The sequence below is a fragment of the Clostridium sp. FS41 genome, from assembly GCF_000954015.1.
In the GTDB taxonomy this organism is placed as follows: domain Bacteria; phylum Bacillota; class Clostridia; order Lachnospirales; family Lachnospiraceae; genus Enterocloster; species Enterocloster citroniae.
The window spans coordinates 244,390-265,235 of the sequence record NZ_JYHN01000006.1 but is presented as its reverse complement, the minus strand read 5'-3'; the positions used below and the strand labels follow the sequence as shown (position 1 = coordinate 265,235).

Here is a 20,846-nt window from a genome sequence, read left to right as displayed (position 1 = left end):
GCCAGATATCTTTTCCCGGCCGGGGCTTCCGCCTCCTTTCAGTTATTTATTTAAATCTTAATCTTGCATCTTAGCAAAACGCTCAATATCAGTTACGCGGCATTTAAAAGCTAAAGTGCCGTCTCTATCATATAATGTCAAAAAATTTGCCTCATCTTCGATATCAACGTTGGAAAAATAGAATTCATTGCAATCAATTCCCTTTGCATAACATTCATGAGTCTTTACATATACGCTTTTATACATAATTTTTGTAACCTCCTTTTAAAATGTTAATACTGCTGATTATCAGTTTACCGAAAAATGCCAGCCACTCCGCGGACGGTCTGGAAAATCTCTCCGAATAAGCCTATATGCCTTGTCGATGGATTCTTTTTTGTCATCAGCTTCAACTATTTTTGTTCCTCTGTAGACTTCCCACATTCCCGGCTTGCTCTCAAAATGTATGTGCAGCTCCGTCCGCCGCCTTGTCTTGATATACACATGATCTCCGCTTATCTCCCTGCCGCACTCGCTGCAGATGTAGGTTCGGGGTTCCGGCTGTTTTTTTTCTTTTGGCTTAGGCATTTTTCGCCTCCTCTTCTGCTGCCTCATGAATAATCTTCCTCAGTAATAGGATGGCTGCCATGATACTCCCAAAGCATTTTTCCTGATAAACCGCCTGGTTGATTGATTCATAGATGCCGGTGTCGGATTCCGCCTGGTTGATTTTCAGGATGACTCTTTCCACCTCTGTCCGCTCTATATACAGATCCCTATATACCGTTTCCCGGATGATTGCCATGGTCATCTCCTTCAGCTCCCGCCTGATGTTGTTATAGGCAGTCTTATACTTTGTCCGGAGTGTTTCCAGTGGCATGTTATCCTCATTCCTCTTCAGACGCCAGAGCAGGTCCTTATATCTCTGGATGTCAACACCAGTAATTTCTGGGACTCTCTGACCAACTGATTTTTGGAACATGTATCCCGAGATATCCAGCCAGTCATCCACCTGTTCCTTATTTTCAAACTTAGGATAATGTCCCGGGACCATCCTGATCCCGCTTTCCCATATCTTCCTTTCGGCATACTCCCTTACTTCATCTGTCATAATTCCTCCGAGTAACCATTTTTAAGGTTACTGTAACCCATCTCTCTGCCTCGTTAGGTTACCGCCTAAACCCGCATAAAATAAGGATTTTCTGGCTACAGTAACCTAAGTAACCCTATTTTTTAAGTTTCCTTACGCGCGAGACATTTTTTATAAAACTTTGTGAATTATTATACAAAGATTGTAGAATATTTTTTTCTCTATATAGATGTAGTTTTTTGAGGGTTACTTGGGTTACTCTGCCAAAAAGCACCCGTAAACCCGCATAAAACCTAGCTTTTTTCGGTAACCCTCCCTGGGTTACCCCTATCAGTTAAAAGGTAACGTTTCCTGATTCCCTTCCACATCAACCTTCATGAATCCATCCTTGTCCACATTGTCATTGAGTTTCAAGAACACACAGCGCACCTTGTTGCCGCCTATGCTCTTGAGCTTGTCCATCTTTTTTCCGCTGGCCTCCGCCTGCAGTAATCCCTTTCTGTTCGCCCATGACAAAAAAGATGCCCGCGAGAATCCACCATCCTTGCATAATGCCGTAAAGGCCGTTGTGTAGATAATGACATAACCATTTTCAATAGTTCCCCACTTCTCCACGTTCTCCACCTTATTGTCGAACCTGGCCGGATTCATAGCCACCTTGTCCAAAATGAACTGATAGCACCTCTCGTTATCGGAAAGCTCTTCACGATCTATCAGAACCTCTCTGGCCCCCTCCAGGCTTATGTACTGTCTGTCCTTGAACAGATAGTCTGTAGCCAGCTTATCGGCCGTCAGGATGATCGACAGGGACAGGCTCTGCTTCTGCATCTTGTCATCATCCGCCAGTTGCCGCAGGAAATTCTGCTGGATCTCCCTCACCTTATCCCAGCCAAGGTCCTTCAACACATCCACGAACTCACGGCCGGCATGACCATAGTTTTTCTTAATCAGCTCGGCTGTATACCCCGGATCATCAAATACGCGCTGTCCACACTCAATCTCCAGTATCCGGTTAATAGCTCCACCCTGTGTCACATAAGAGCTCAAGGGACGTTCTCCGTTGGTTAGGATACAGTTCTTCCAGTGATTCTCCCGATTCAGCCCTAGCTCCTTATTTGAGCGAGACTTTCCCTTTCCTGAACACAGATCGTATACCAGTCCTTCAAAGTTATCCTCAATCTTCCGGTTCTTCTTGCTTGTATCGTCCAGGATCAGCGGCAGATGGTTCAGCATGTCCGCCTTGGCTTCCAGGGCTACATCTGTTGTTTTATAGTCACCAATATAGGCATTCTCATCCGGATCCGCCCATACCGATGCCGCAAGCATCAAGTCTACGGTCTTGCCTCCTTCCGTGTCTCCCCAAAGGTCCACAAAATATGGCAGTCCACCCAGGGGGTGCACCAGCACGCTGGAAAACGATGCGGCCATCATAAACTTAATCTCTAACCGACCGGTCCGGCGCAGCTGCAGCACATGATCAAACCACTTGTTCCGGCTGCCCACCTGGGCCACACTCTCCGCTATCTGGCGGAACCGTACATCTCCATCAAAGATGATCTCTGTATCATAGGGCAGGAATCCACCGCGGATCCACCCCAGTTTTGAGGTGGAATACTGGACCGCTATATGCTCCTCATTGGCGTTCTCCACGTCTGCCAGGTACCGCACAAGGTACTTTGCATTCTCACTGGTGACGGCAATCCCGCGACCCGACAGGCTCACTATCTTGTTGGCTGACGTGACCATGGTCTTGGGAACAATCATCTCCTCCCAGCGCCCATTGCGCTTGTAGGCCAGTTTTATCTGCTCCTCTCCGGTCTCTAGGTTCTTCATGCGCTCCACCGGCAGAATCGGGTGATAACAGGCCAGGATATCCGTATATCCCGTTGATGGATTCCTCAGGCAGATTCCTGATTCTGTGGCAATCCACTCCCTGCACTGCATGTTGTCATAAGGCCCTTCAAAGTTAGTCCACTGGTCCAGTGTGCAGGGCTGGCTCTTCCGGTCCCTCTCCTGCCGCTTCATCTCCTTTTCGATCCGCTTATAAGCGGACACCATTTCCCGAAACTCGGTCTTGACCTTCAGTTCGGCGGCCCGCAGACCCAGTGAGGCAAGCAGCTCGGCTCGGTATAACTCATCTTCCTGGTCGAACACCTCCGTCAGGATCTCCTTAGACAATATTGTCTCGGCCGTCAGTTCTTTTAACGGCACCATGCTACCACCTCGCTTCCAATCCGCTTAATTCTGCCTGCACATAGAGCTGATACTGCAGGGCATTATAACAACCACACCAAACATCACTTAACGGCTCTGAGCGCTCCATATAGGCCCTGTAGATGCTTATGAGCATGTTGTTCAGCCTGCGCCGCTCCCGCTCCCGTTCCTTAGCCTTCTGGCGCATGGCACGTTGCTTCTGTGCTCTATATACCGCCATCCGGCTGGAAAATGTCGGCTTTTGATATTCCCCTCCAAGGCTCATGAATGCCTCCTTGAAGGAGACCTTGTCCATCATCATGATAAAATCAAAAATATCCCCATGAGCGCCACAAGCATGGCAATGAAAGTCCCGGTCATATACCTTCAGGGATGGCTCCCTGTCTCCGCCATGGAACGGACAACAAATGAATCCCGCCCGGGTAGTCTGAAACCCATACCGCTGCACAATGTCACGCATGCTATACGCTGCCTTAATCTCTTCCACCGTCACGTTCCATCACCGCCTAACAGCTTGATGATTTGCCGGCCGGTATCCCTCTTTTCACAGAACAGGAATCGGCATCCATACTTGCGTTGGAACGTGCAGAGTATTTTATACAACTTGTCCCCAGTGGTCGCATTAGTCTCACGCTGTTCCCATCGGCCGGTATCCGGGTTTTTGAACCGCTTATGTCTGCGAGGGTTGTCCCACCAGATCACATCCTCCAGATGTTCCATGCCCTCGCCATGCTCACACAGGATGATCATACTGATCCCATGCTCCTGAGCCCGCAACATTTCATCCCGGAACCGGTTATGGCCCTGGCATACATTGCTGCATAGTTCCGTCAGGTTCTGTTTTCTGTCTATGATTAATCGGGGATTATCATAGTTCATGTAATCTCCGACATATAACTTTGACACGAAATGGTCCACGCCCTGGCGGTCGAACTCCGCCACAATCTTCTGGATGGCGCGGGCCTTCTCGCGACTGTCAATCTGTATGTTCAAGTAATCACCTCTGGCTAATTAAATGGCAAACCGTCATCCTCCACCCCATCCGGGATGTTCATAAAGCCATCACCAATGGCACTTGTAGGTGCAGGACGTTGCTGTGGTCCGCCATCTCCTGCTGACGCTCCCTTGCTCTCCACAAACTCCACATTTTCCACCACCACCTCGGTGGTATACACCTTGGTTCCTTCCTGGTTTACGTAGGACCCGGTCTGGATACGTCCAGTCAGTCCCAGGCGCTGACCCTTCCGGAACCATTTTTCCAGAAATTCAGCTGTTTTACCAAATGCAACGCAGTTAATAAAATCTGCATCATCACCGCCATCCTTCTTAAACCTTCGATCTACTGCTAGAGTAAATCTGGCCACGGTGGTCCCTCCGTCTGAATACCGTACTTCCGGATCCCGCGTCAGGCGGCCCACTAACTGTGCACTGTTCATGCTGCTCACTCCTTCTCGTATAATTTAAGCTTACCCATGCAGTCCTTATACTGGGCCACGTTCATCTCTTCTATTTCCTTAATGCTGTACATCTTAAGGATCTTATCCATCTTGAGACCCTTGGAACTATATTTTTCTATTAGGGCCTTGATGGACCCGATCATGGCCGGAGTAACCTTCTCGGTATCCGCAGCCTTATCAGATGCAGGTGCTGCGGCTGTATCTTTTCCTGTCCCCTTTCCGGCCGTTTGCCTGCCTGATTTTCCGGGTGTTCCTTTGTCTGCACCATTATCCTGGCTATCTGCATCCTTCACATCATCAATACAAAACAGACCGTTTAAGGCGTACTTCCTGGCATAGCTGCTGGTACTCCCTGTTACCTGAGACACGTCCATGCCCTTCTTCTCTTGTTCCTCTCTGGCGTAGGCCGTATTCTCTACCGTTTCACCGGATTCGCAGTCCACGAACCGGGCAGTAGCCCTTATGTAATACCGGTCCCCAATCATGACCAGTTCATCCCCAACCACTAGTGCCGCCTTGACCTCTCGCAGGAGGGGCTTGGCTGCCTCCTGGATGTCCTCACAGTTCCGGTAATGGTAGTTCCCAAACTTGTTATATTGGTTCTTCGGGGCTTTCAGACCAGACTGGACATGTTGTAATTTCTCATATACATTCACGGTCATTCCTCCTTCAATTCCTTTATTGGCAGATGCAGGATGGTCGCCTTAATCTGCTGTATCACAGAACGGCTCTTTACATCCAGGCACCCTGATTCAATTGCAATGATCCTGCTCATTAGTTCCGTTCGGTCGATCAATATCTGTTTCATTTTTCCAGAAACACCTCCGCTTCAAGGAATGCCATGTCCTGGAGTATCTGATTATAATGATCCTGGATCTCTGTACTGACCGCATCCATCGCTCTCTTAGCCATCCGCTCCCTGAACAAAGTCCAGACCCGAAAATAGTCTTCATAATCCATTTGCGTTTCTCCTTTACTTATTGTCACCGCAGACAAACAGATACCGCCTGTCCAGCTGCACGGACACCTCTGTATGCTCTAGTTTCTCAAGGCTGGTTGTATCAAAGCCTAATTCCTTAAGATATTCCACGCAGCGCTTGGTATTAGATTTTAGTTTTAGTTCTGCCAGCACTGCTGCATAGTTGGCGCCAACCTTTCTTTCATCATCTTCATGTTGTTTTTTCAGTTGCGTAAGTTTTTTAGAATCATATTTAATGGCTTTCCGGATCATCCGATCAACTGGGTCAATCCGATCAAGATAATAAGATAATCCATAGCATGATACTGTCTCATAGGACATTTCCTGATTCTCGTTCACAAGATTTATGAGTTTCTCATGCTCCCGGTTTACTTCCCGCATGGAGGCTTCCAGCTTCTTGATTATATTGGCAGCCCCACTTTCCTTGAATATCCGATCTTCCTCTTCCTTCACTGCCTTTTCATATGCCTCTTGTAAGCTCATGAATGCCTTTTCCCGGACTTTATACACCCAGTTTGTCACTTCTTTTTTAGTAAGCATTGATTTTTCCTCCTGAATCCCTTATACTAAGGGTGTGTTAGTTAGTTCTGGACTCTTCGCGGTTGCCGCCGCTGGGGGGTCCGTTTTCTGTATTTGTGAATTATGCGACCAGTAAAATCCTTTATAACATTTTCCAGAGTTCACTGCTCGACTGACCACTTTAGGACTATAGCCATATAGCTTACAGTCAGTAGCCCCATCATACTTATGAATCAGCTTTCTTGATTTATCATACTGATAAACTGCTATCTTCCCTCTTTCTTTCCTGTTTCTCACTGCTCTTGCCTGACCTGTCCCATAGTAGAAATTATCGATTTTTGTAACCCACTCAAGGTTATCTGCTCGATTATTTGATTTAATCTCATCAATATGGTTTACCTCTGCAAGGTTATCTGGATTATCTATAAATGCTATGGCAACCAATCTATGTACTTTGTATGTTTTGGCACATCCGTTAACAGATAAATCCACATGTAAATAACCTTTCTGATTATCCTTAAGCCTCATTATCCTTTCGCGAACCTTTCTTTGTTTTCCGTTTCCGATATTTACCTTTCTTTCAAGGCTCTTTATCCTTCCCATATTTGAAACTTGATAAATACCTTCATAACCTTCAATATCTCTCCATTCTTCTGCCGTCTTTCTCAACCTCCTTAAATTCCGCTTTCAATTTTTCTTTGCCTGTACCTCTTGCGCCTCCAGCTTCTCGATCTTCTGGAACGCTGCGTCAATCGCTCTCTGGTAATCCTCTTCCAGGTATGCAGGGATACTCACTGCCTGCTCGTCCAACAGCTCCATCATAATCTGAATCTTTCGTTCTCTTGTCATCTCGCTTCACCTCCTTTCACTTTTATCGCACTCCCAGTACCCACATCATGATCACCATGGACACCATCCACATCCCAACTCCCCATATGACCATAGGCACCACCCACTTGGCCAGCTGCATCCATGGACCGTCACGCCAGTTCCTGCGCCGCCTGAATGATATCAGCCGCCTATGGCCCATGATGTTTGTGAGTACTGCCGTGCCAGGTCCTGTAATGTCCAAACGCCACTCATCCTGTCTCTTCAAGATCCGTCCTCCTCTCCCCTGACATGTTGCGGCTTGCCCTCCTCGCCATAATAAGGTCTTGCTCATCGGCACTACCAATGTGCCCGTCCGCATATTCCCTGACTATCCGATCGCCCTGATGCACCAGCATGTACACAAGGTCTCCTGTCTCTCTGTCTACTACGTAGACATCTCCACACATTTCACTCATTGACTTGTCCCTCCTTCGCTTAAAACGAGTCCCACACTTTTAATCGGTTCCTTACGCACCCTGTTTCCAAGAGCCTGTTTGTATTCGTCTGGCAGATCCGATACCTTAATCATGTTTCCATTAAGGACGACCCAGCGGGTTCTCGATAGTTCTACCATGTTTTCACCTCGCTTTCCGTTCTGGCATTATTCCCCTCTTCGTGATATAATCTCTTTATTAAAAGCAAAAGAGAGGTTTATTATGGATCCAGCGTCTAACAATGAAATTTCCACCTTATTTACAAGAGAAAATATTACTTTCATTCTTGCGTTCATAGGTTCTATTGGCACGATTTCTGGATGGGCCTATTCTTTCGCAACATCTCGGAAAAACATCGCCGTCAATGTCATTGCATATAAGGTCCGGCAGGATAAAGCCCTTTTTTATCTATCGTTCACAAACAAGTCTCGGTTACCAATATCAATCACCGCTTTGTCTGTACAGATTAATGGAGTTTATTATCCATGTAGACATATTCCACAAAAAGTCGTATCCACCCAACGTGCTGTTAACGGAAAGATTGTTAGTTCTTACGATTATTTCAGCATTCAGATTCCAATCGAGATAGGAAGTCTGGGATCTACTTCTGGTTATGTACTTTTTGTGCTTCCGAAAGGTGTTTACATACCTGACTCCAAAGCTTTGAATCTTCAAATTTCTTCCAATCGCGGTAAGGCAATTGAAATGAAACTGACGCTTGATCAAACAAAGGATATTCTTTAACTGTATATTCAAAACCTCCGCCCCTCGCTGATTGCCGAAGGGCATTTTTCTTATCTGTAATTTTTCTCACCCCTTCCTTATTCACTTGCCAATGTGTGTCCCTTAGCTTTTATCCGTATCATCTCTCGGCTTTGGACCTACTTGCTTCGCACCATCCAGAAGTCCCCGCATGTAAATTAGTGCCTTATCACGGCCTTCATCCGTTAGCAATGGAGCCATGAGATGGATATTCGCTAATGTGTCGTCTGTGAGTTTTACTTCATTAATATTTAGCATCCTCGTCACCTCCCGTTCTTGTGAATCATTTGTATCTTACATCACAATTATATGGTCTTAAAGATCGTTTGTCAATAGTTTTTTGTTGACTTAATCACATTTTTATGGTATTATCAGGACATAGGTATATGAGAGGGGGTGTAAAAATGAATGAACGAATTAAAGAGATACGCAAATACCTAAATTTAAGTCAGGAAGAGTTTAGTTCTCGTATTAAAATAACAAGGTCTTCTATTTCAAAATTAGAAAAGGGTGAAAATAAACCATCTGACCAAACAGTTGCCCTCATATGCTCTGAATTTGGTATCAATGAATTATGGCTTCGTACTGGAAAAGGCGAAATGAAAAAATCTCTTGATGGTGAAGAACGATTTGCATTAAATTTGGGAAAACTGCAAAACACCGATAATGAGACAGTTATAAGGTGGGTAAATGCGATTGCAGAGACTAATCCAGAACTTTTGGAAGATATTGAGAGTTTTTTCATGACACTTCTCAACATAAAAAAAGAGCCGGATTAGTCCGACCCTTTCTCTTGATTTTTTGCTAGTAGCAATGATATGTAAATGCGGTTGAGATATTTTTCATCATTATTTTCATCAACCAGTGTTTTAATGAGTACTTTGAGTTTTTCTTTATCCATACTTGCTACCCCTTCCCCTGTAGTCATTTCATTGACTATGTTATACTATTTGAACGTTACACTTTTATAAATTGCCTGCCAGTTTCGCATTTGTCCGGTATAACGGACAAATATTGACAAGTGTCTATTATGTATCCCCTTTAGGGGGATATGCGGATTGAAAACAGGTCTGCTGGTGGAACGTCCAATGCAAGGGAAAGGATGCATATAGTACGTAACGTGGGATTGGCTTTGCCGTCCTCAATCTGGTTAATTTGGGTTTTACTGATTCCTGATAATTCCGCAAGTTCGCGATCTGTAAGGCCTGCCTTATCACGGAAATCAAACAGATGATATTCAATTGTAAATCGTGGAACCATAAGCATGTACCTCCATGCGAATAGTATTCGCAGTAGCAGCAGAAGCCATGCACAAACTTATGTTCGATTTCATTATATCAGAACACACGTTCTTATTCAAGTATTAATATGTGGAATTAAAATAGCCTATGGCTTTTTAATAAGAATGACTTGCACCAAAACCAAAGGAGGATATTTTATGAAAAAAAGATTTTTATCTGCATTAATAATGATTGCGCTTGTTTCCCTCGTTGCATGTGGAGGAGGTGGCTCAAAGAAAAGCTATGATGTGGATATGACACAATGTATAAAGGATTTAAAAGATGGCCTTGCTTTAGAGCCGGATTATTCATTTGTGAAAGATTATACCATTGAAGCAAAAGGCAATGACTTAACAATCAGCATTGTAGTTAATGACTCAACTGCTCCAGAAAAGGCATTAGATTTTGCAGATACAGTGGTGCGTCAGTTAAATTTATATGCTCAAATGCAAGATTCCAGTATTGATTCTAGCAGCAAGGATAATTATGGTGGATTATATAAGCAATATTCTACTCTTGTTGGAGTTGCCCCTCAGAGCAAAATCCAAAACCAAGACGATTGGTTCGTTTATGGATCCATCGGAAGCGGCAGCGTAATGTTGAAACTAAATAAACAATATAGATAATTTAAAGCAAAAAGCCCCTGTGCTGGTAACACAGAAGCTTTTCACATAGATTTTCTCTTGCCAGGCTAACTCAGAAAGATAAAATCAGAATCGACACCTGTATTATATCATTTCTGGTACGTCCTTGGCAAGGGGCGTATTTTTTGTACTTATTTTCAAGGAGGGAATGATATATGGCTAAACGTATGATAGCCGCTGCCTACGTCCGTGTTAGTACGGATGATCAGTTGGATTATAGCCCAGAGTCTCAGTTGGACGAAATTAAGAACTATGCTAAAAAGAATGGATATATAATATCAGATGACAATGTATTTATGGAAAAGGAGGGACACAGCGGAAAGAATGCCGACAAACGCCCTGAATTTCAGCGCATGATCGCCATTGCCAAGCAGACCCCAAAACCTTTTGATGCCATCTTGGTATGGAAATATTCTCGGTTTGCACGTAACCAGGATGAAAGCACATTCTACAAAAGTGTGCTGCGCAAGAAATTAGGAATTGATGTTGTCAGCATATCGGAGCCTATGCTGGATGGCATGTATGGCAGACTAATCGAAATGATAATTGAATGGCAGGATGAGTTTTATTCCTACAATCTTGGAATCGAAGTGTCCCGTGGTATGAAAAAGAAAGCAGAAAAAGGTGAGCCACAAGTCCTCCCGCCGCTTGGATACAGAGTGCCTTACAAAAAAGCAACCCCTGAGATTGTCCCGGATGAGGCGGATATTGTTAGACTCATTTTCCGTATGTTCTTGGAGGGTGAGGGAGCCTTTTCTATTGCACAATACTTATCTGATCGGGGAGTAACAGGGAAGCGAGGAGGAAAGATATTAAGTACCTGCGTTAAAAGAATGCTGTCTAATCCCTATTACGCAGGATACAGCCGGTGGAATGGGGTCATGGAAAAAGGAACATTTCCTGCGATCATATCAGAGGACGACTTTAACAAGGCTCAGAAACTCCTTGAAAGCACCAAAAATCCTAAATATGCAAAACCCGAAGAATTGTACCGACACTGGCTCAGTGGTGTTGTGCATTGTTCCTCCTGCGGAAGAACTTTAACTTCGCAAAGAATCCATTCCTCCAAGGAGGATTATATTATATTCCAGTGTGGCGGATACACCCGCGGAGTATGTCGGGAATCACACTATGTCAGAGAGCGCGTATTGGAAAAGGCCATCATCGAAGACCTGGAAGAGGTTCTGCAGCTTGGCACAGTTACCTTTGTAATTCGCAGGCCAAAACCTGATCATACTTCCCAGGCCGATCTGCTCAATGCACAAATAAAAAGGATCCGGATCAAGTTAGACCGAATCAAAGAATCGTATATGGCTGGAATCGATACGCTGGAAGAATATAAAGAATCAAAAGTGCTCCTTATGGAGGAACTCAACCGACTACAAGGTTTGGCTGATGATCTAGAACATGTTCCGGATCACGCCCAAGAAAAAATGTTGGACAATATAAAAAATGTATGTGATATATTAAAATCCGTAAAATACTCTGTGTCAGAGAAAAACGCTGCAATTAAATCCATTATAGATAGGGTTATTTATAATAAGCAGACACATCACGTAGACATTGTTTACTGCCTGAATGAATCCGATTTAATTCCATAGCCAAACATACTATGGATTACCCAAATCTGCCATGTAATAAATTCCTTTCCCGGCCAAGCACTGCGTACACTGCATCCATTCCGTCCATCCTCATGCAAGACCCTCTTTTAAGATTACTTTATTCCCGGACAAAAGTCAACATGTCCGCCAAATATCAATGGTTCTCTTCGGCTTTAACAGGTGTTATGGGATATGCCCTATAGTCCGGGTGACTGTTCCACTCCGCAATTGACAGGACCTCAAAGTCCTCAATGAGCTTTGCCTTTCTCCCCTGCTGCAGCCGGAAGGGCAGTTTCTCCGCAATACAGTTGCGCAGCAGCTTTCTGTCCGTTGCCCCTGCATGTGGATATTCCACTATGTAAATATATTTTACAGGCTTGTCCTTTTTCTCCATGGCCAGGTAATGCAGGCTTTCATAGAATTTGCGCGCCACGCCTATTGTCCTTTTTTCCTCAAAGGGTTTAAATGCCTGGGGATTTACCGCTCCCGGGATGTCCGCATTTTTGTATTCCACCAGCAGTATGTATTCCGGTGTCTCTATCACAAAATCCGCATCCTTTAAAAATACCCCGGCAGTGTGGTACAGGTTGTATATCTGGTCCGTGGACCACACGGCCGCTGAACAGTCGATCTGGTAGACACCGTTTTCTTCCTTATAAACAGCCTTTTCCAAGGAATTACCCCCTTATGGTCTGTTCAAATACTTCATCCAGTAATTGATTGTAGGCATCTCCAATGGAATTTTTCTCCAGATCCCTGAACAAAGGCTTACTTTCCGCCTCCACCAGGTGGCTGCCGTTATAGTACAGGGAGTGGAACCCCAGGGAATCCGCGCCCCTGGATTTTAATTCCAGGTACTTTGCCAGCACATAGTCATGGGTTGCCAGCACGATCTGAACACCTGACTCCTGCAATGCATAGAGCATATCCACCAGCTGGGGGATATACTTGGGATTAATATTGGCCTCCGGCTCATCCCAGAAAAGAAGTGACCCTCTGGCCAGCAATCCTGTTTCGATCAGCCGCCACAGCACAGACAGTTTTTTGAAACCTTCCGCTTCACTTTGAAAGCCGGTTTTATAACCATTGTGCATGATAAAATATCGGTCTTTTTCAAATACCACCCTTCCCCCAATGATCTGTTGGATACAATCCAGGGTTTCCCGGGCAGAGGGCGTAAGCTCCCGCAGTTGGGACATGCCTGATTTAAACAATATATCTACCAGCGTCTTATCAAAGGGCACATGCCTCTCCACATAATCTTTTTCAATCCCCGCATGGGTCAGCATTTCTTTGGCAGGAATGAACGCGGTTTTTACTTCTTCCCTCGTCCTCTTTCCTTTAATCTGCAGCGAGACCTCCATCTGTCCAAGGGGGGGGTCCAGCTGCTCCTCTTTTGGAATATTGTCTTTAAAAGCAGCCTGGTAGGCAAAGAACTTCTCATTCACACCCAGGGTGATTTTTAATGGTTCCCCCAGCCGGTTGAACATAACATCAAACCGGTCCGCGCAAAAGCATTGGGACAATGTTTCAAAAAATAGCAGTTTTGCGTTACGCGACAATGTATTGCTCTCATAAAAAGCGTACAAAACCTTAAGGAGATGGGTCTTTCCTGTGCCGTTTTCCCCGATCAGCACATTAATCCCCCGGCAAAACTTCAAATCCAGTTTCCTAAATACAGTAAAATTTTCCAAATGTAATTGTTCAAGGGCCATTGCCGCCGCTCCTTCCATATCAAGCCATACTTTTGTCTCACTCTATCCTATTCCTGCCATCTTGCCTGATATCCATAAATCCCTGCGTGTACTGTGAGGCCAGATCCGCCATCCGTTCCAGTCCCGGATCCGGTCTATAGCCTTCCTGCTTTTCATATGCAGAGAGGATCCTAAGCCCATGGTCTAACCGTTCCCTCTGTTCTTCAAAGAACCGCCGGATCGTGTCCGCCAGCTGGGGACAGCCCCTGAACCGCGACTTGACCGTTATATATTCCAGGTAATCCTGCCTGGTAACATAGGATAACAGATCATCCTCTTTTGCCGTAAGCGTACAGCCGTTAAAGACCAACTCAATATCCTGCTGTTCAAACAGGGCAAGGACCGTCCCTGCCGTATCGGCCTTCCTCCAGCCGTAGGGAATCCCTGAGAACTGCCTGACCAGGCTTTCCATGGTAACCGGAATATTGGCAAGGCAGCTGAGGTTGATAGCTTTCAGCATCTCCTCCCTGGCAGGTTCATTGAAACGGGAACTAACCGGTTCCGTTTGGTCAAAAGGCGGGATAATACAGTTAAGCTTGGTGTATAAGCTTTCCACCAGTATCCTTACCGCGTCACTGATCCGGCAAACCGGCTCCTTTTCCTTCCCATCCATCATGTTCCCATTCACATATATATCTGCCTCTCTCACCATGTCCGCCAGCAGTCCATGACAGTGCCCTGCCCCTTCCCCTATACCTAACGCTCCTGTATCTGCGTCCGCTGTCCCGGATCCGCGGTATGATCCTTCATCTAATTCAGCCAGACGAAGCATATATGCTTTTAGCCTGATCCATTGCTCCATCCTCCTTATAAGCTTCATACGGGCCGGAAGCACAATGACCACGCTTTGCTCTTTAACGGACCGTGCCTTGACCTGGTCTTCAGTCCCAGGCATCCTGTCATGGGTCGATAGCATCACACGGATCCCTATCTCGCCTTTCTGCATTCCCCACGGCTGATCATTTATTGCAATGCGCAAGGTAAAGTCCCGGTAATCCTTATATCGGTATGTCTTATTCCCGTTAAACAGGAGGGAAACAAACTCTTCTACTATTCTGTCCCGCATCCCAGGATCATAACCCTTCCTGATTTCAATCGGCTGATCCCGCCTGCTGTCCTCTATGACCAGGAACATATACTGCTGCCCAATGCTGGCGATCAGGTCCCGCGCTTCCAGGCGGGCCAGGGAATCCACGGTCCTCTGTTCCGCTTCAGCCCTGTCCTCACCGATATCCTTTACCATGATGGTGGTGATATTCTCCACATTGGCCGGAAGTGCGGCGGATACATACCGGATCAGTACAAGGGCCTTCCAGACCTCCAGATCAAAGGGCTCCAGACCCCCATCACGGCCCGCGGCCATATCCGCAGCCTTTGCCGCCGTCCCCCGGATATCAGCGTTTAAAAAGGGCTCTACATCCTGGTAAAAAGCGGAAAAAGGAACCAGCGCACCACATTGGGATTCCTGATAGCGGACCGCCGCCGCCTGAAAGGCGTGCAGCAGAGAGCGCACCTGGCCGGAGGGAGTTTCTATGGCTGTCCCATCCCCTGAGGCATTCTGACCGCCTATGGCTGCCCCCTTGATGGGAATCCTCCGAAACATGGTCTGAAGCACGGACCGGAGCAGGCTGAACTGGTAGGGAACAAACGGATATGTCTCTGTAAACTCCTCCTCCCCCCCATACAGCTGTTGTCTCAAAACATCAGAGGAGAGCCGGAACAACTCCTTAAAGTCAGAAGACCTTTCAGCATACAGATGCTTTAATTCCCCTGCCGCCGCATCTGTCTTGGCCAGGAGCCGTTTCCTGACGATCTCCTCCCCATCCTCGGATGACAACAGGATACGGGTCCTAAAACGTGATGCGGTTTTCAAAGCGTCACTGTATTCCGTCCGTCCCCCGCTGCCCGGCAGCGCAGGTGCATCCACATCCTGCTTTCCTGCCGCTACGACCCAGGCCTGCCCACTGCACAACTCCCCCAGCCTTTCCGTTATGGCCTGCAGGGATAACAGGCAGCTGACGTCATTTTGGGCGGCATCTACGCCGTCATATAAAAAAACAATGACCTGTTTTTTCCGGCCGGCAGCGCTTCTTTCTTCAATATATTCCTGCACCATATGCACAAGATCATCAATGCCTGGCGGATCATTCCTTTCAGCATTTTGATACCAGCCTTTTGCCGCTTCAGGGCTCATCTGTGTTGTATCCGCCAGGGCTTTTACAATATTTTCTTCTTCAAAATAAAAATCTTCCCGCGCCTCTTTCCAGTCACTTCCGGATAACTCCCTGAAGCGGCGGCAAAAGTTCCCGTACACACCATCTCTGGTCATCTGACGCTCCAGATCCGCAATCCAGGGCATATTCTCACAAAATCCCTGAAAATGATCAAATGCCCTCCTAAAGTCCCTGACAACCCTGTCACCACCGGCTGCAGGCCGTCCGCCATCCTCATCCATGTGAAAGAGCAGGGTGTCGGCCTGGATCTCCGCTGCGGCCCGCATATTGGCTATGGTATGCCTGTCCTCTATTTCCCGGCTTAGGATATCCACCGCGCGCCTGCCCTTATATTCCCTGCCGGACAGCAGACAGGATAATACCTTTAAAAACAGTGATTTGCCGCTGCCAAAGGGACCGCCGACCCACACGCCCGTATGATCCAGTCCCTCCTTTATCCCTGTGCAATAATTTTCAAAAAACACGTCAAAATGCCGGTTCAATTCCCGGGTCACAACATACTCCTCCAACTCCTGCGCCATGATATCCGCAGAATCCTGTGTGACCTTTATAATTTCCTGAACCGGCCTTTGTATTTTCTTTTGAAACATTTGACTAATTTTCATTTTCCTGCACTCCTATCCTTCAATCAGCTCCATACCTTGTGGCCATAAACCCCGGCAGTATATCCGGATAAGCAAATCTATCCCTTCTTTTGCATCGATCCTTTGAGTGGAATACAAATATTTTAACAAAAATGCAGGAAGTATTCAACGCTTTAAATGGGAAACAGAATATTTCCCCAAACAATCGTAACGATTCAGACATCCGATGTGGGTATTGGGCTGATCCTATACAGACGCAGTGCATTCTCCCAGGCCGTCTTCATGACCGTATCCCTGTCCACCCCCTTGATCCCGCTGATGGCGTCCACTACATAAGTCAGGTTAAGGGAGGAATTGCGCTTGCCCCGGTTGGGCACAGGGGCAAGGTAGGGACAGTCTGTCTCCAGCACAAGGGATTTAAGGGGAGCATACTCCACCACTTCCTTTAACTTCTTTGCATTGTTAAATGTGACAACGCCTCCGATCCCCAGAAAAAATCCCATGTTCAGATACTCCCTGGCAATCTCCTTTCCATAGGAAAAACAGTGGATCACACCGCCCATATCCCCTGCTTTCTCTGCCTTCATCATATCCAGGGTATCCTTTGCGGCATCCCTGCTGTGTATGATTACAGGAAGCTTTGTCCTTCTCGCCAGATCCAGCTGGCGGACAAACCATTTCTTCTGTATGGAATGGTCAGGTTCCTCCCAGTAATAATCCAGACCGATCTCTCCCACTGCCTTTACCTTCTCATGGGCACAGCAGGATTCGATCCACCGGATCTTCTCCTCGTCAAGTTCCGCCGTCTCACTGGGATGAATCCCCTGGGCCGCATACATCCAGTCATATGTTTCTGCCAGCTTCAGGGTGGTCACACAGCTGTCAAGGCTGGCCGCCACATTCATCACAGAAGTGATGCCGGCGTCCTTAAGGCTACCCAGCAGTTCCTCACGGTCAGTATCAAACGCCTCATCATCATAATGGGCATGTGTATCAAAAATCATTGGACTCAAACTCCTTTTTGCAATCCATGGGCCAGCCCGTAAAGCACCAGAAGGTGGACGGGATAAAACACATAGAAAAGATATTTTAACTGAAACGCTCCCCGCCTGCCATTATACAACACAATGGGCACATATGCCAGGGCGGATACACAGTAATAGCTCACACTCTCCGCGGCGCATAAGACCACCCCCACCGCCAGCTGGGCAATGTCGTTGTGGCGGAACCAGTACATGGACGCGATCAAAAGCACTCCGATCACATTGTAATCCGTCTGCAGGATCCAGGAAAGGGCGCATCCCCCGGCCAGGGCAGCCAGCTGAATGCCCAGCTTCCTGGTATATTCCATTACAAATATAACCATAATTCCGATCAAAAGGGTAAACAGCATGTTCTGATAGTAGGGGTAGAAGACCCTGCCATAGATAGCCAGGTCAAATGGGACCTCTGAGATGAGGGCGCAGATCAGCATACGCAGCGCATACCTTCCCCTGTCCCTGGTGCGGACAAATTCTTCCGCCACCAGAAATGCAAAAATAGGAAACGCCAGACGGCCCAGATATCGGCAGACCTGTCCCGCGATCATCCATATATGCCCGGAAGGGGTCGCTATCACTGCCTGATACACGGCTCTGTCCGCAGCGTGGAGAATCCCTCCCTGGATGACCACAGCTCCCATATTATCAATCAGAATCGCCACAATGCCAAGCACCTTCAGCTGGTTTCCCGTAAGGCCCGGGCGCCGGCTTCCATATGAACTCAGACTGCCTGTTCTCGTATTCATCTCTATTCCTCGTCTAAATAGCGGGCCAATCATGCCCCTGGTCTTTGGTGTCTTATTATCATACTCCAAAATGGTAAAAAATGCAAGTTTCTCCCACTTTTGGTCTATTTTTCCATCAAAAGCGCCCCTTATCTCCCATTTATTACCTATTTTCGTGTGATTTACAGCCATTTTCCAAAGCAAAGTGGGTGAGTACGCCACAACACGCCTTTTTCCCGCTCACAAGAACACAACATGTCCCCGTATAAAAAAATGGAGCGGGACATCCATCTGTCCCACTCCTGTATCAGATTCCCTTAGCAGATCTCAGCGCCTGCGGGCATATCCTTTTCCGGTTTCATAAGAGCCAGGCCGCCGTCCGCATCCGCAGCGCACAAAAGCATCCCCTCGGACAGCATACCCGCCAGCTTGGCCGGCTTTAAGTTGGTGACCACCATAACCTTCTTGCCCACCATCTCCTCCGGTGAATAACAAGCCTTAATACCGCTGATGATCTGGCGTGTCTGGCTTCCGATCTTCACCTGGGAGCAAAGCAGCTTCTTGGATTTGGGAACCGCCTCACACCGGATGATCTCACCCACCTGGAACTGGAGCTTTGCAAAATCTTCATAGGTTATCTCCGGCTTTGCCTCAACATCTATTACGTTCTCCTTTGCGTCACCTGACTCCCGGGTATCTCCCCGGTCATCTGCTCCCTTGGTATGGGCTCCCTCCGCAGCCTGATCCGCTGCATGCATGGCTTCTACCTTTTCCATCACTTCCTTCATGTCCATACGGGCAAAGAGGATCTCCGGCTTATCCGTCACCTTGCCGCCTGACGGATACAGGCCAAATGTATCCATCTGAGCCAGCTCCCTCTTTCCTGTGTTAAGCTGCGCCAGGATCTTACCGGAAGTCTCAGGCATAAAGGAGTACAGCAGGGATGCTCCAATGGTGATGGATTCTGTCAGGTTATAAAGCACGGTGGACAGTCTGTCCTTTTGCGCCTCATCCTTGGCCAGGGTCCATGGCGTTGTCTCATCAATATACTTGTTGCATCTTCTGAAAATGTTGAAGATCTCCGTCATGGCATCGGCCACTCGCAGCTGTTCCATCTTGGCATCCGCTTTTTTCACCTCTTCCAGAACAACACTCTTAAGATCCTCATCCAACGGCTCTGCAGCGCCCCTATCAGCGATCACGCCGTCAAAATACTTATTGCTCATGGAAATGGTGCGGTTCACCAGATTGCCCAGGATATTGGCCAGGTCGGAGTTCATGCGCTCCACCATCAGCTCCCATGAGATGACGCCGTCATTGTCAAAAGGCATCTCATGAAGCACAAAGTAACGCACCGCATCCACGCCAAAGAAATCCACCAGGGTATCTGCATACAGTACATTTCCCTTGGACTTGCTCATCTTGCCGTCTCCCTGAAGCAGCCACGGATGGCCGAACACCTGCTTTGGAAGGGGCACATTCAGGGCCATCAGGAAAATGGGCCAGTAAATGGTATGGAAGCGGATAATGTCCTTTCCGATCAGGTGCAGGTCGGCGGGCCAAAGCTTTCCAAACTGGTCCGTGCTGTTTCCATCACAGTCATAACCGATCCCGGTGATATAGTTGGTAAGCGCGTCCAGCCATACATAGGTCACATGCTTGGGATCAAAGCTGACAGGAATCCCCCAGCTGAACGTTGTCCTGGAAACACACAGGTCCTGGAGTCCGGGAAGCAGGAAATTGTTCATCATCTCGTTCTTCCTGGACACCGGCTGGATAAATTCCGGATGCTCATTGATATACTCGATCAGCCGGGGAGCATACTTGCTCATACGGAAAAAATATGCCTCCTCCTTGGCCGGCTTGACCTCCCGCCCGCAGTCGGGGCACTTGCCGTCCACCAGCTGGGACTCTGTGAAAAATGACTCGCAGGGAGTGCAGTAAAGACCTTCATAATAGCCCTTGTAGATATCCCCCTGGTCATAAAGCTTCTTAAAGATCTTCTGGACCTGGGCCTCGTGGTCCTCATCCGTGGTGCGGATGAATTTGTCATAGGAGGTATTCATCAGATCCCATATCCTCCGGATCTCAGCGGCTGCCTTGTCCACGAATTCCTTAGGCGTAACACCGGCCGCCTCTGCCTTTTCCTCTATCTTTTGCCCGTGTTCGTCCGTTCCTGTCTGGAAAAACACGTCATAACCCTGTTCCCTTTTATACCTGGCAATGCTGTCAGCCAGAATGATCTCATAGGTATTGCCAATGTGCGGTTTTCCCGATGCATATGCAATGGCTGTTGTGATATAATATGGTTTTTTACAATCCTGACACATAATTCATTTCCCTCTTCTTCTGCCCGGCTGGCGCCGTTTTAATAGTTTTAAGGTAACAGTTCAGGACGGCGGGAAAATGGGTGCAAAAGCGGGCGTTAAGCTTGCTTATAAGTCCGTTTTTGCACCCATTTTCACATCGGATGGACATCCGATGCTTCTTAACCGGCTTTTCCGGTCAAGAAGATGAGCCGTCCTGAACAGTTACGTTTTAAGTATAAGCGTTCCACCCATATTCGTCAAGACATGACCCCGGTTTTTCCCCCTGACAGGGGGCATTCTTTCACACATAAGTTGTAATTTCCCTACATATACTATATAATGATTCGAGTGCAGGCAAAAAACAACAACTT

At 47.1% G+C, this 20,846-nt stretch carries 27 protein-coding genes; 4 read left to right on the top strand and 23 right to left on the bottom strand.

Features of this window, described 5'->3' with window-relative positions; translation table 11 throughout:
- Positions 1–57: 57 nt before the first annotated feature.
- The 15 genes from CLFS41_RS01590 to CLFS41_RS30230 form a co-directional block, all read right to left on the bottom strand.
- Positions 58–246, bottom strand: a complete 189-nt coding sequence (locus CLFS41_RS01590; protein WP_045091234.1) for a hypothetical protein — start codon at positions 244–246, stop codon at positions 58–60.
- Between the two features lie 42 nt (positions 247–288).
- Entirely contained in the window at positions 289–567 is a 279-nt protein-coding gene (locus CLFS41_RS30235) for a hypothetical protein (RefSeq protein WP_045091233.1), read from the bottom strand.
- Positions 560–1,090: a hypothetical protein gene (locus CLFS41_RS01580; protein WP_045091232.1), complete on the bottom strand. Its 531-nt coding sequence runs from the start codon at positions 1,088–1,090 to the stop codon at positions 560–562. Before CLFS41_RS01580 ends, CLFS41_RS30235 begins: the two co-directional genes overlap by 8 nt.
- A 309-nt stretch (positions 1,091–1,399) precedes the next feature.
- The gene (locus CLFS41_RS01575) at positions 1,400–3,283 is read right to left on the bottom strand and encodes a DUF927 domain-containing protein (RefSeq protein ID WP_045091231.1); all 1,884 of its coding nucleotides are present in this window, start codon (positions 3,281–3,283) and stop codon (positions 1,400–1,402) included.
- A 1-nt stretch (position 3,284) separates the two neighbouring features.
- Entirely contained in the window at positions 3,285–3,776 is a 492-nt protein-coding gene (locus CLFS41_RS01570; protein WP_045091230.1) for a CHC2 zinc finger domain-containing protein, read from the bottom strand.
- The gene (locus CLFS41_RS01565; RefSeq protein WP_045091229.1) at positions 3,773–4,276 is read right to left on the bottom strand and encodes an ERCC4 domain-containing protein; all 504 of its coding nucleotides are present in this window, start codon (positions 4,274–4,276) and stop codon (positions 3,773–3,775) included. Before CLFS41_RS01565 ends, CLFS41_RS01570 begins: the two co-directional genes overlap by 4 nt.
- A 14-nt stretch (positions 4,277–4,290) precedes the next feature.
- The gene (locus CLFS41_RS01560) at positions 4,291–4,719 is read right to left on the bottom strand and encodes a single-stranded DNA-binding protein (RefSeq protein WP_045091228.1); all 429 of its coding nucleotides are present in this window, start codon (positions 4,717–4,719) and stop codon (positions 4,291–4,293) included.
- A 5-nt stretch (positions 4,720–4,724) separates the two neighbouring features.
- Positions 4,725–5,396 carry an ERF family protein gene (locus CLFS41_RS01555; RefSeq protein ID WP_045091258.1) on the bottom strand — a complete coding sequence of 224 codons (672 nt, stop codon included), beginning with the start codon at positions 5,394–5,396 and terminating at the stop codon, positions 4,725–4,727.
- A gap of 2 nt (positions 5,397–5,398) precedes the next feature.
- Positions 5,399–5,548: a hypothetical protein gene (locus CLFS41_RS30335; protein ID WP_200895065.1), complete on the bottom strand. Its 150-nt coding sequence runs from the start codon at positions 5,546–5,548 to the stop codon at positions 5,399–5,401.
- Positions 5,545–5,700: a hypothetical protein gene (locus tag CLFS41_RS30330; RefSeq protein ID WP_166436653.1), complete on the bottom strand. Its 156-nt coding sequence runs from the start codon at positions 5,698–5,700 to the stop codon at positions 5,545–5,547. Before CLFS41_RS30330 ends, CLFS41_RS30335 begins: the two co-directional genes overlap by 4 nt.
- 13 nt (positions 5,701–5,713) lie before the next feature.
- Positions 5,714–6,259: a hypothetical protein gene (locus CLFS41_RS01550; protein WP_045091227.1), complete on the bottom strand. Its 546-nt coding sequence runs from the start codon at positions 6,257–6,259 to the stop codon at positions 5,714–5,716.
- A gap of 21 nt (positions 6,260–6,280) precedes the next feature.
- Complete coding sequence (locus CLFS41_RS28835) at positions 6,281–6,907, bottom strand: NUMOD4 domain-containing protein (RefSeq protein ID WP_052665569.1); 627 nt, start codon at positions 6,905–6,907, stop codon at positions 6,281–6,283.
- Positions 6,908–6,925: 18 nt separating this feature from the next.
- The gene (locus CLFS41_RS30325; RefSeq protein WP_200895064.1) at positions 6,926–7,087 is read right to left on the bottom strand and encodes a hypothetical protein; all 162 of its coding nucleotides are present in this window, start codon (positions 7,085–7,087) and stop codon (positions 6,926–6,928) included.
- A gap of 22 nt (positions 7,088–7,109) precedes the next feature.
- Positions 7,110–7,334 (bottom strand): hypothetical protein, encoded by a 225-nt coding sequence (locus CLFS41_RS01540; protein WP_242856754.1) that lies wholly within the window; start codon positions 7,332–7,334, stop codon positions 7,110–7,112.
- Entirely contained in the window at positions 7,318–7,524 is a 207-nt protein-coding gene (locus CLFS41_RS30230) for a hypothetical protein (RefSeq protein WP_162531736.1), read from the bottom strand. The genes CLFS41_RS01540 and CLFS41_RS30230 overlap by 17 nt, the downstream gene beginning before the upstream one ends.
- A gap of 240 nt (positions 7,525–7,764) precedes the next feature.
- On the opposite strand from CLFS41_RS30230, the gene CLFS41_RS01535 reads away from it, so the two are divergent.
- Positions 7,765–8,286 (top strand): hypothetical protein, encoded by a 522-nt coding sequence (locus tag CLFS41_RS01535; RefSeq protein WP_045091226.1) that lies wholly within the window; start codon positions 7,765–7,767, stop codon positions 8,284–8,286.
- A 102-nt stretch (positions 8,287–8,388) separates the two neighbouring features.
- Here CLFS41_RS01535 and CLFS41_RS29960 read toward each other — a convergent pair whose 3' ends face one another.
- On the bottom strand, positions 8,389–8,562 hold the full coding sequence (locus CLFS41_RS29960) for a hypothetical protein (protein WP_161797468.1): 174 nt from the start codon (positions 8,560–8,562) through the stop codon (positions 8,389–8,391).
- Between the two features lie 146 nt (positions 8,563–8,708).
- Between CLFS41_RS29960 and CLFS41_RS01530 the strand changes: the two genes are divergently transcribed.
- Positions 8,709–9,083, top strand: coding sequence for a helix-turn-helix transcriptional regulator (locus CLFS41_RS01530; RefSeq protein WP_045091225.1), 375 nt, complete (start codon positions 8,709–8,711; stop codon positions 9,081–9,083).
- Here CLFS41_RS01530 and CLFS41_RS30940 read toward each other — a convergent pair.
- On the bottom strand, positions 9,080–9,205 hold the full coding sequence (locus CLFS41_RS30940) for a hypothetical protein (RefSeq protein ID WP_278279986.1): 126 nt from the start codon (positions 9,203–9,205) through the stop codon (positions 9,080–9,082). The two genes, CLFS41_RS01530 and CLFS41_RS30940, sit on opposite strands and share 4 nt — an antisense overlap.
- A gap of 537 nt (positions 9,206–9,742) precedes the next feature.
- On the opposite strand from CLFS41_RS30940, the gene CLFS41_RS01520 reads away from it, so the two are divergent.
- Positions 9,743–10,210 carry a hypothetical protein gene (locus tag CLFS41_RS01520; RefSeq protein ID WP_052665568.1) on the top strand — a complete coding sequence of 156 codons (468 nt, stop codon included), beginning with the start codon at positions 9,743–9,745 and terminating at the stop codon, positions 10,208–10,210.
- A 173-nt stretch (positions 10,211–10,383) separates the two neighbouring features.
- On the top strand, positions 10,384–11,829 hold the full coding sequence (locus CLFS41_RS01515; protein ID WP_052665567.1) for a recombinase family protein: 1,446 nt from the start codon (positions 10,384–10,386) through the stop codon (positions 11,827–11,829).
- Positions 11,830–11,983: 154 nt separating this feature from the next.
- Here the strand turns inward: CLFS41_RS01515 and CLFS41_RS01510 are convergent, their stop codons facing one another.
- From CLFS41_RS01510 to metG, 6 genes are all read right to left on the bottom strand, one after another.
- Positions 11,984–12,502: a hypothetical protein gene (locus CLFS41_RS01510; RefSeq protein WP_045091223.1), complete on the bottom strand. Its 519-nt coding sequence runs from the start codon at positions 12,500–12,502 to the stop codon at positions 11,984–11,986.
- 4 nt (positions 12,503–12,506) lie between these two features.
- Positions 12,507–13,544 (bottom strand): AAA family ATPase, encoded by a 1,038-nt coding sequence (locus CLFS41_RS01505; RefSeq protein ID WP_045091222.1) that lies wholly within the window; start codon positions 13,542–13,544, stop codon positions 12,507–12,509.
- 37 nt (positions 13,545–13,581) lie between these two features.
- A complete protein-coding gene (brxC, locus tag CLFS41_RS01500; RefSeq protein WP_152648993.1) occupies positions 13,582–16,422 on the bottom strand; it encodes a BREX system P-loop protein BrxC in 2,841 nt (946 codons plus the stop codon).
- A gap of 194 nt (positions 16,423–16,616) precedes the next feature.
- A complete protein-coding gene (locus CLFS41_RS01495) occupies positions 16,617–17,405 on the bottom strand; it encodes a TatD family hydrolase (RefSeq protein WP_045091220.1) in 789 nt (262 codons plus the stop codon).
- Between the two features lie 5 nt (positions 17,406–17,410).
- A complete protein-coding gene (locus tag CLFS41_RS01490) occupies positions 17,411–18,187 on the bottom strand; it encodes a TraX family protein (RefSeq protein WP_040416885.1) in 777 nt (258 codons plus the stop codon).
- A 296-nt stretch (positions 18,188–18,483) separates the two neighbouring features.
- Positions 18,484–20,496 carry a methionine--tRNA ligase gene (metG, locus tag CLFS41_RS01485; RefSeq protein WP_045091219.1) on the bottom strand — a complete coding sequence of 671 codons (2,013 nt, stop codon included), beginning with the start codon at positions 20,494–20,496 and terminating at the stop codon, positions 18,484–18,486.
- Between the last annotated feature and the right edge of the window lie 350 nt (positions 20,497–20,846).

Coding starts and splice junctions, on each gene's coding strand:
- CLFS41_RS01590 (WP_045091234.1), bottom strand. CDS start 246: ATGTATAAAAGCGTATATGTAAAGACTCATGAATGTTATGCAAAGGGA.
- CLFS41_RS30235 (WP_045091233.1), bottom strand. CDS start 567: ATGCCTAAGCCAAAAGAAAAAAAACAGCCGGAACCCCGAACCTACATC.
- CLFS41_RS01580 (WP_045091232.1), bottom strand. CDS start 1,090: ATGACAGATGAAGTAAGGGAGTATGCCGAAAGGAAGATATGGGAAAGC.
- CLFS41_RS01575 (WP_045091231.1), bottom strand. CDS start 3,283: ATGGTGCCGTTAAAAGAACTGACGGCCGAGACAATATTGTCTAAGGAG.
- CLFS41_RS01560 (WP_045091228.1), bottom strand. CDS start 4,719: ATGAACAGTGCACAGTTAGTGGGCCGCCTGACGCGGGATCCGGAAGTA.
- CLFS41_RS30335 (WP_200895065.1), bottom strand. CDS start 5,548: ATGAAACAGATATTGATCGACCGAACGGAACTAATGAGCAGGATCATT.
- CLFS41_RS30330 (WP_166436653.1), bottom strand. CDS start 5,700: ATGGATTATGAAGACTATTTTCGGGTCTGGACTTTGTTCAGGGAGCGG.
- CLFS41_RS01550 (WP_045091227.1), bottom strand. CDS start 6,259: ATGCTTACTAAAAAAGAAGTGACAAACTGGGTGTATAAAGTCCGGGAA.
- CLFS41_RS30325 (WP_200895064.1), bottom strand. CDS start 7,087: ATGACAAGAGAACGAAAGATTCAGATTATGATGGAGCTGTTGGACGAG.
- CLFS41_RS30230 (WP_162531736.1), bottom strand. CDS start 7,524: ATGAGTGAAATGTGTGGAGATGTCTACGTAGTAGACAGAGAGACAGGA.
- CLFS41_RS01535 (WP_045091226.1), top strand. CDS start 7,765: ATGGATCCAGCGTCTAACAATGAAATTTCCACCTTATTTACAAGAGAA.
- CLFS41_RS29960 (WP_161797468.1), bottom strand. CDS start 8,562: ATGCTAAATATTAATGAAGTAAAACTCACAGACGACACATTAGCGAAT.
- CLFS41_RS01530 (WP_045091225.1), top strand. CDS start 8,709: ATGAATGAACGAATTAAAGAGATACGCAAATACCTAAATTTAAGTCAG.
- CLFS41_RS30940 (WP_278279986.1), bottom strand. CDS start 9,205: ATGGATAAAGAAAAACTCAAAGTACTCATTAAAACACTGGTTGATGAA.
- CLFS41_RS01520 (WP_052665568.1), top strand. CDS start 9,743: ATGAAAAAAAGATTTTTATCTGCATTAATAATGATTGCGCTTGTTTCC.
- CLFS41_RS01515 (WP_052665567.1), top strand. CDS start 10,384: ATGGCTAAACGTATGATAGCCGCTGCCTACGTCCGTGTTAGTACGGAT.
- CLFS41_RS01505 (WP_045091222.1), bottom strand. CDS start 13,544: ATGGCCCTTGAACAATTACATTTGGAAAATTTTACTGTATTTAGGAAA.
- brxC (WP_152648993.1), bottom strand. CDS start 16,422: ATGAAAATTAGTCAAATGTTTCAAAAGAAAATACAAAGGCCGGTTCAG.
- CLFS41_RS01495 (WP_045091220.1), bottom strand. CDS start 17,405: ATGATTTTTGATACACATGCCCATTATGATGATGAGGCGTTTGATACT.
- CLFS41_RS01490 (WP_040416885.1), bottom strand. CDS start 18,187: ATGAATACGAGAACAGGCAGTCTGAGTTCATATGGAAGCCGGCGCCCG.
- metG (WP_045091219.1), bottom strand. CDS start 20,496: ATGTGTCAGGATTGTAAAAAACCATATTATATCACAACAGCCATTGCA.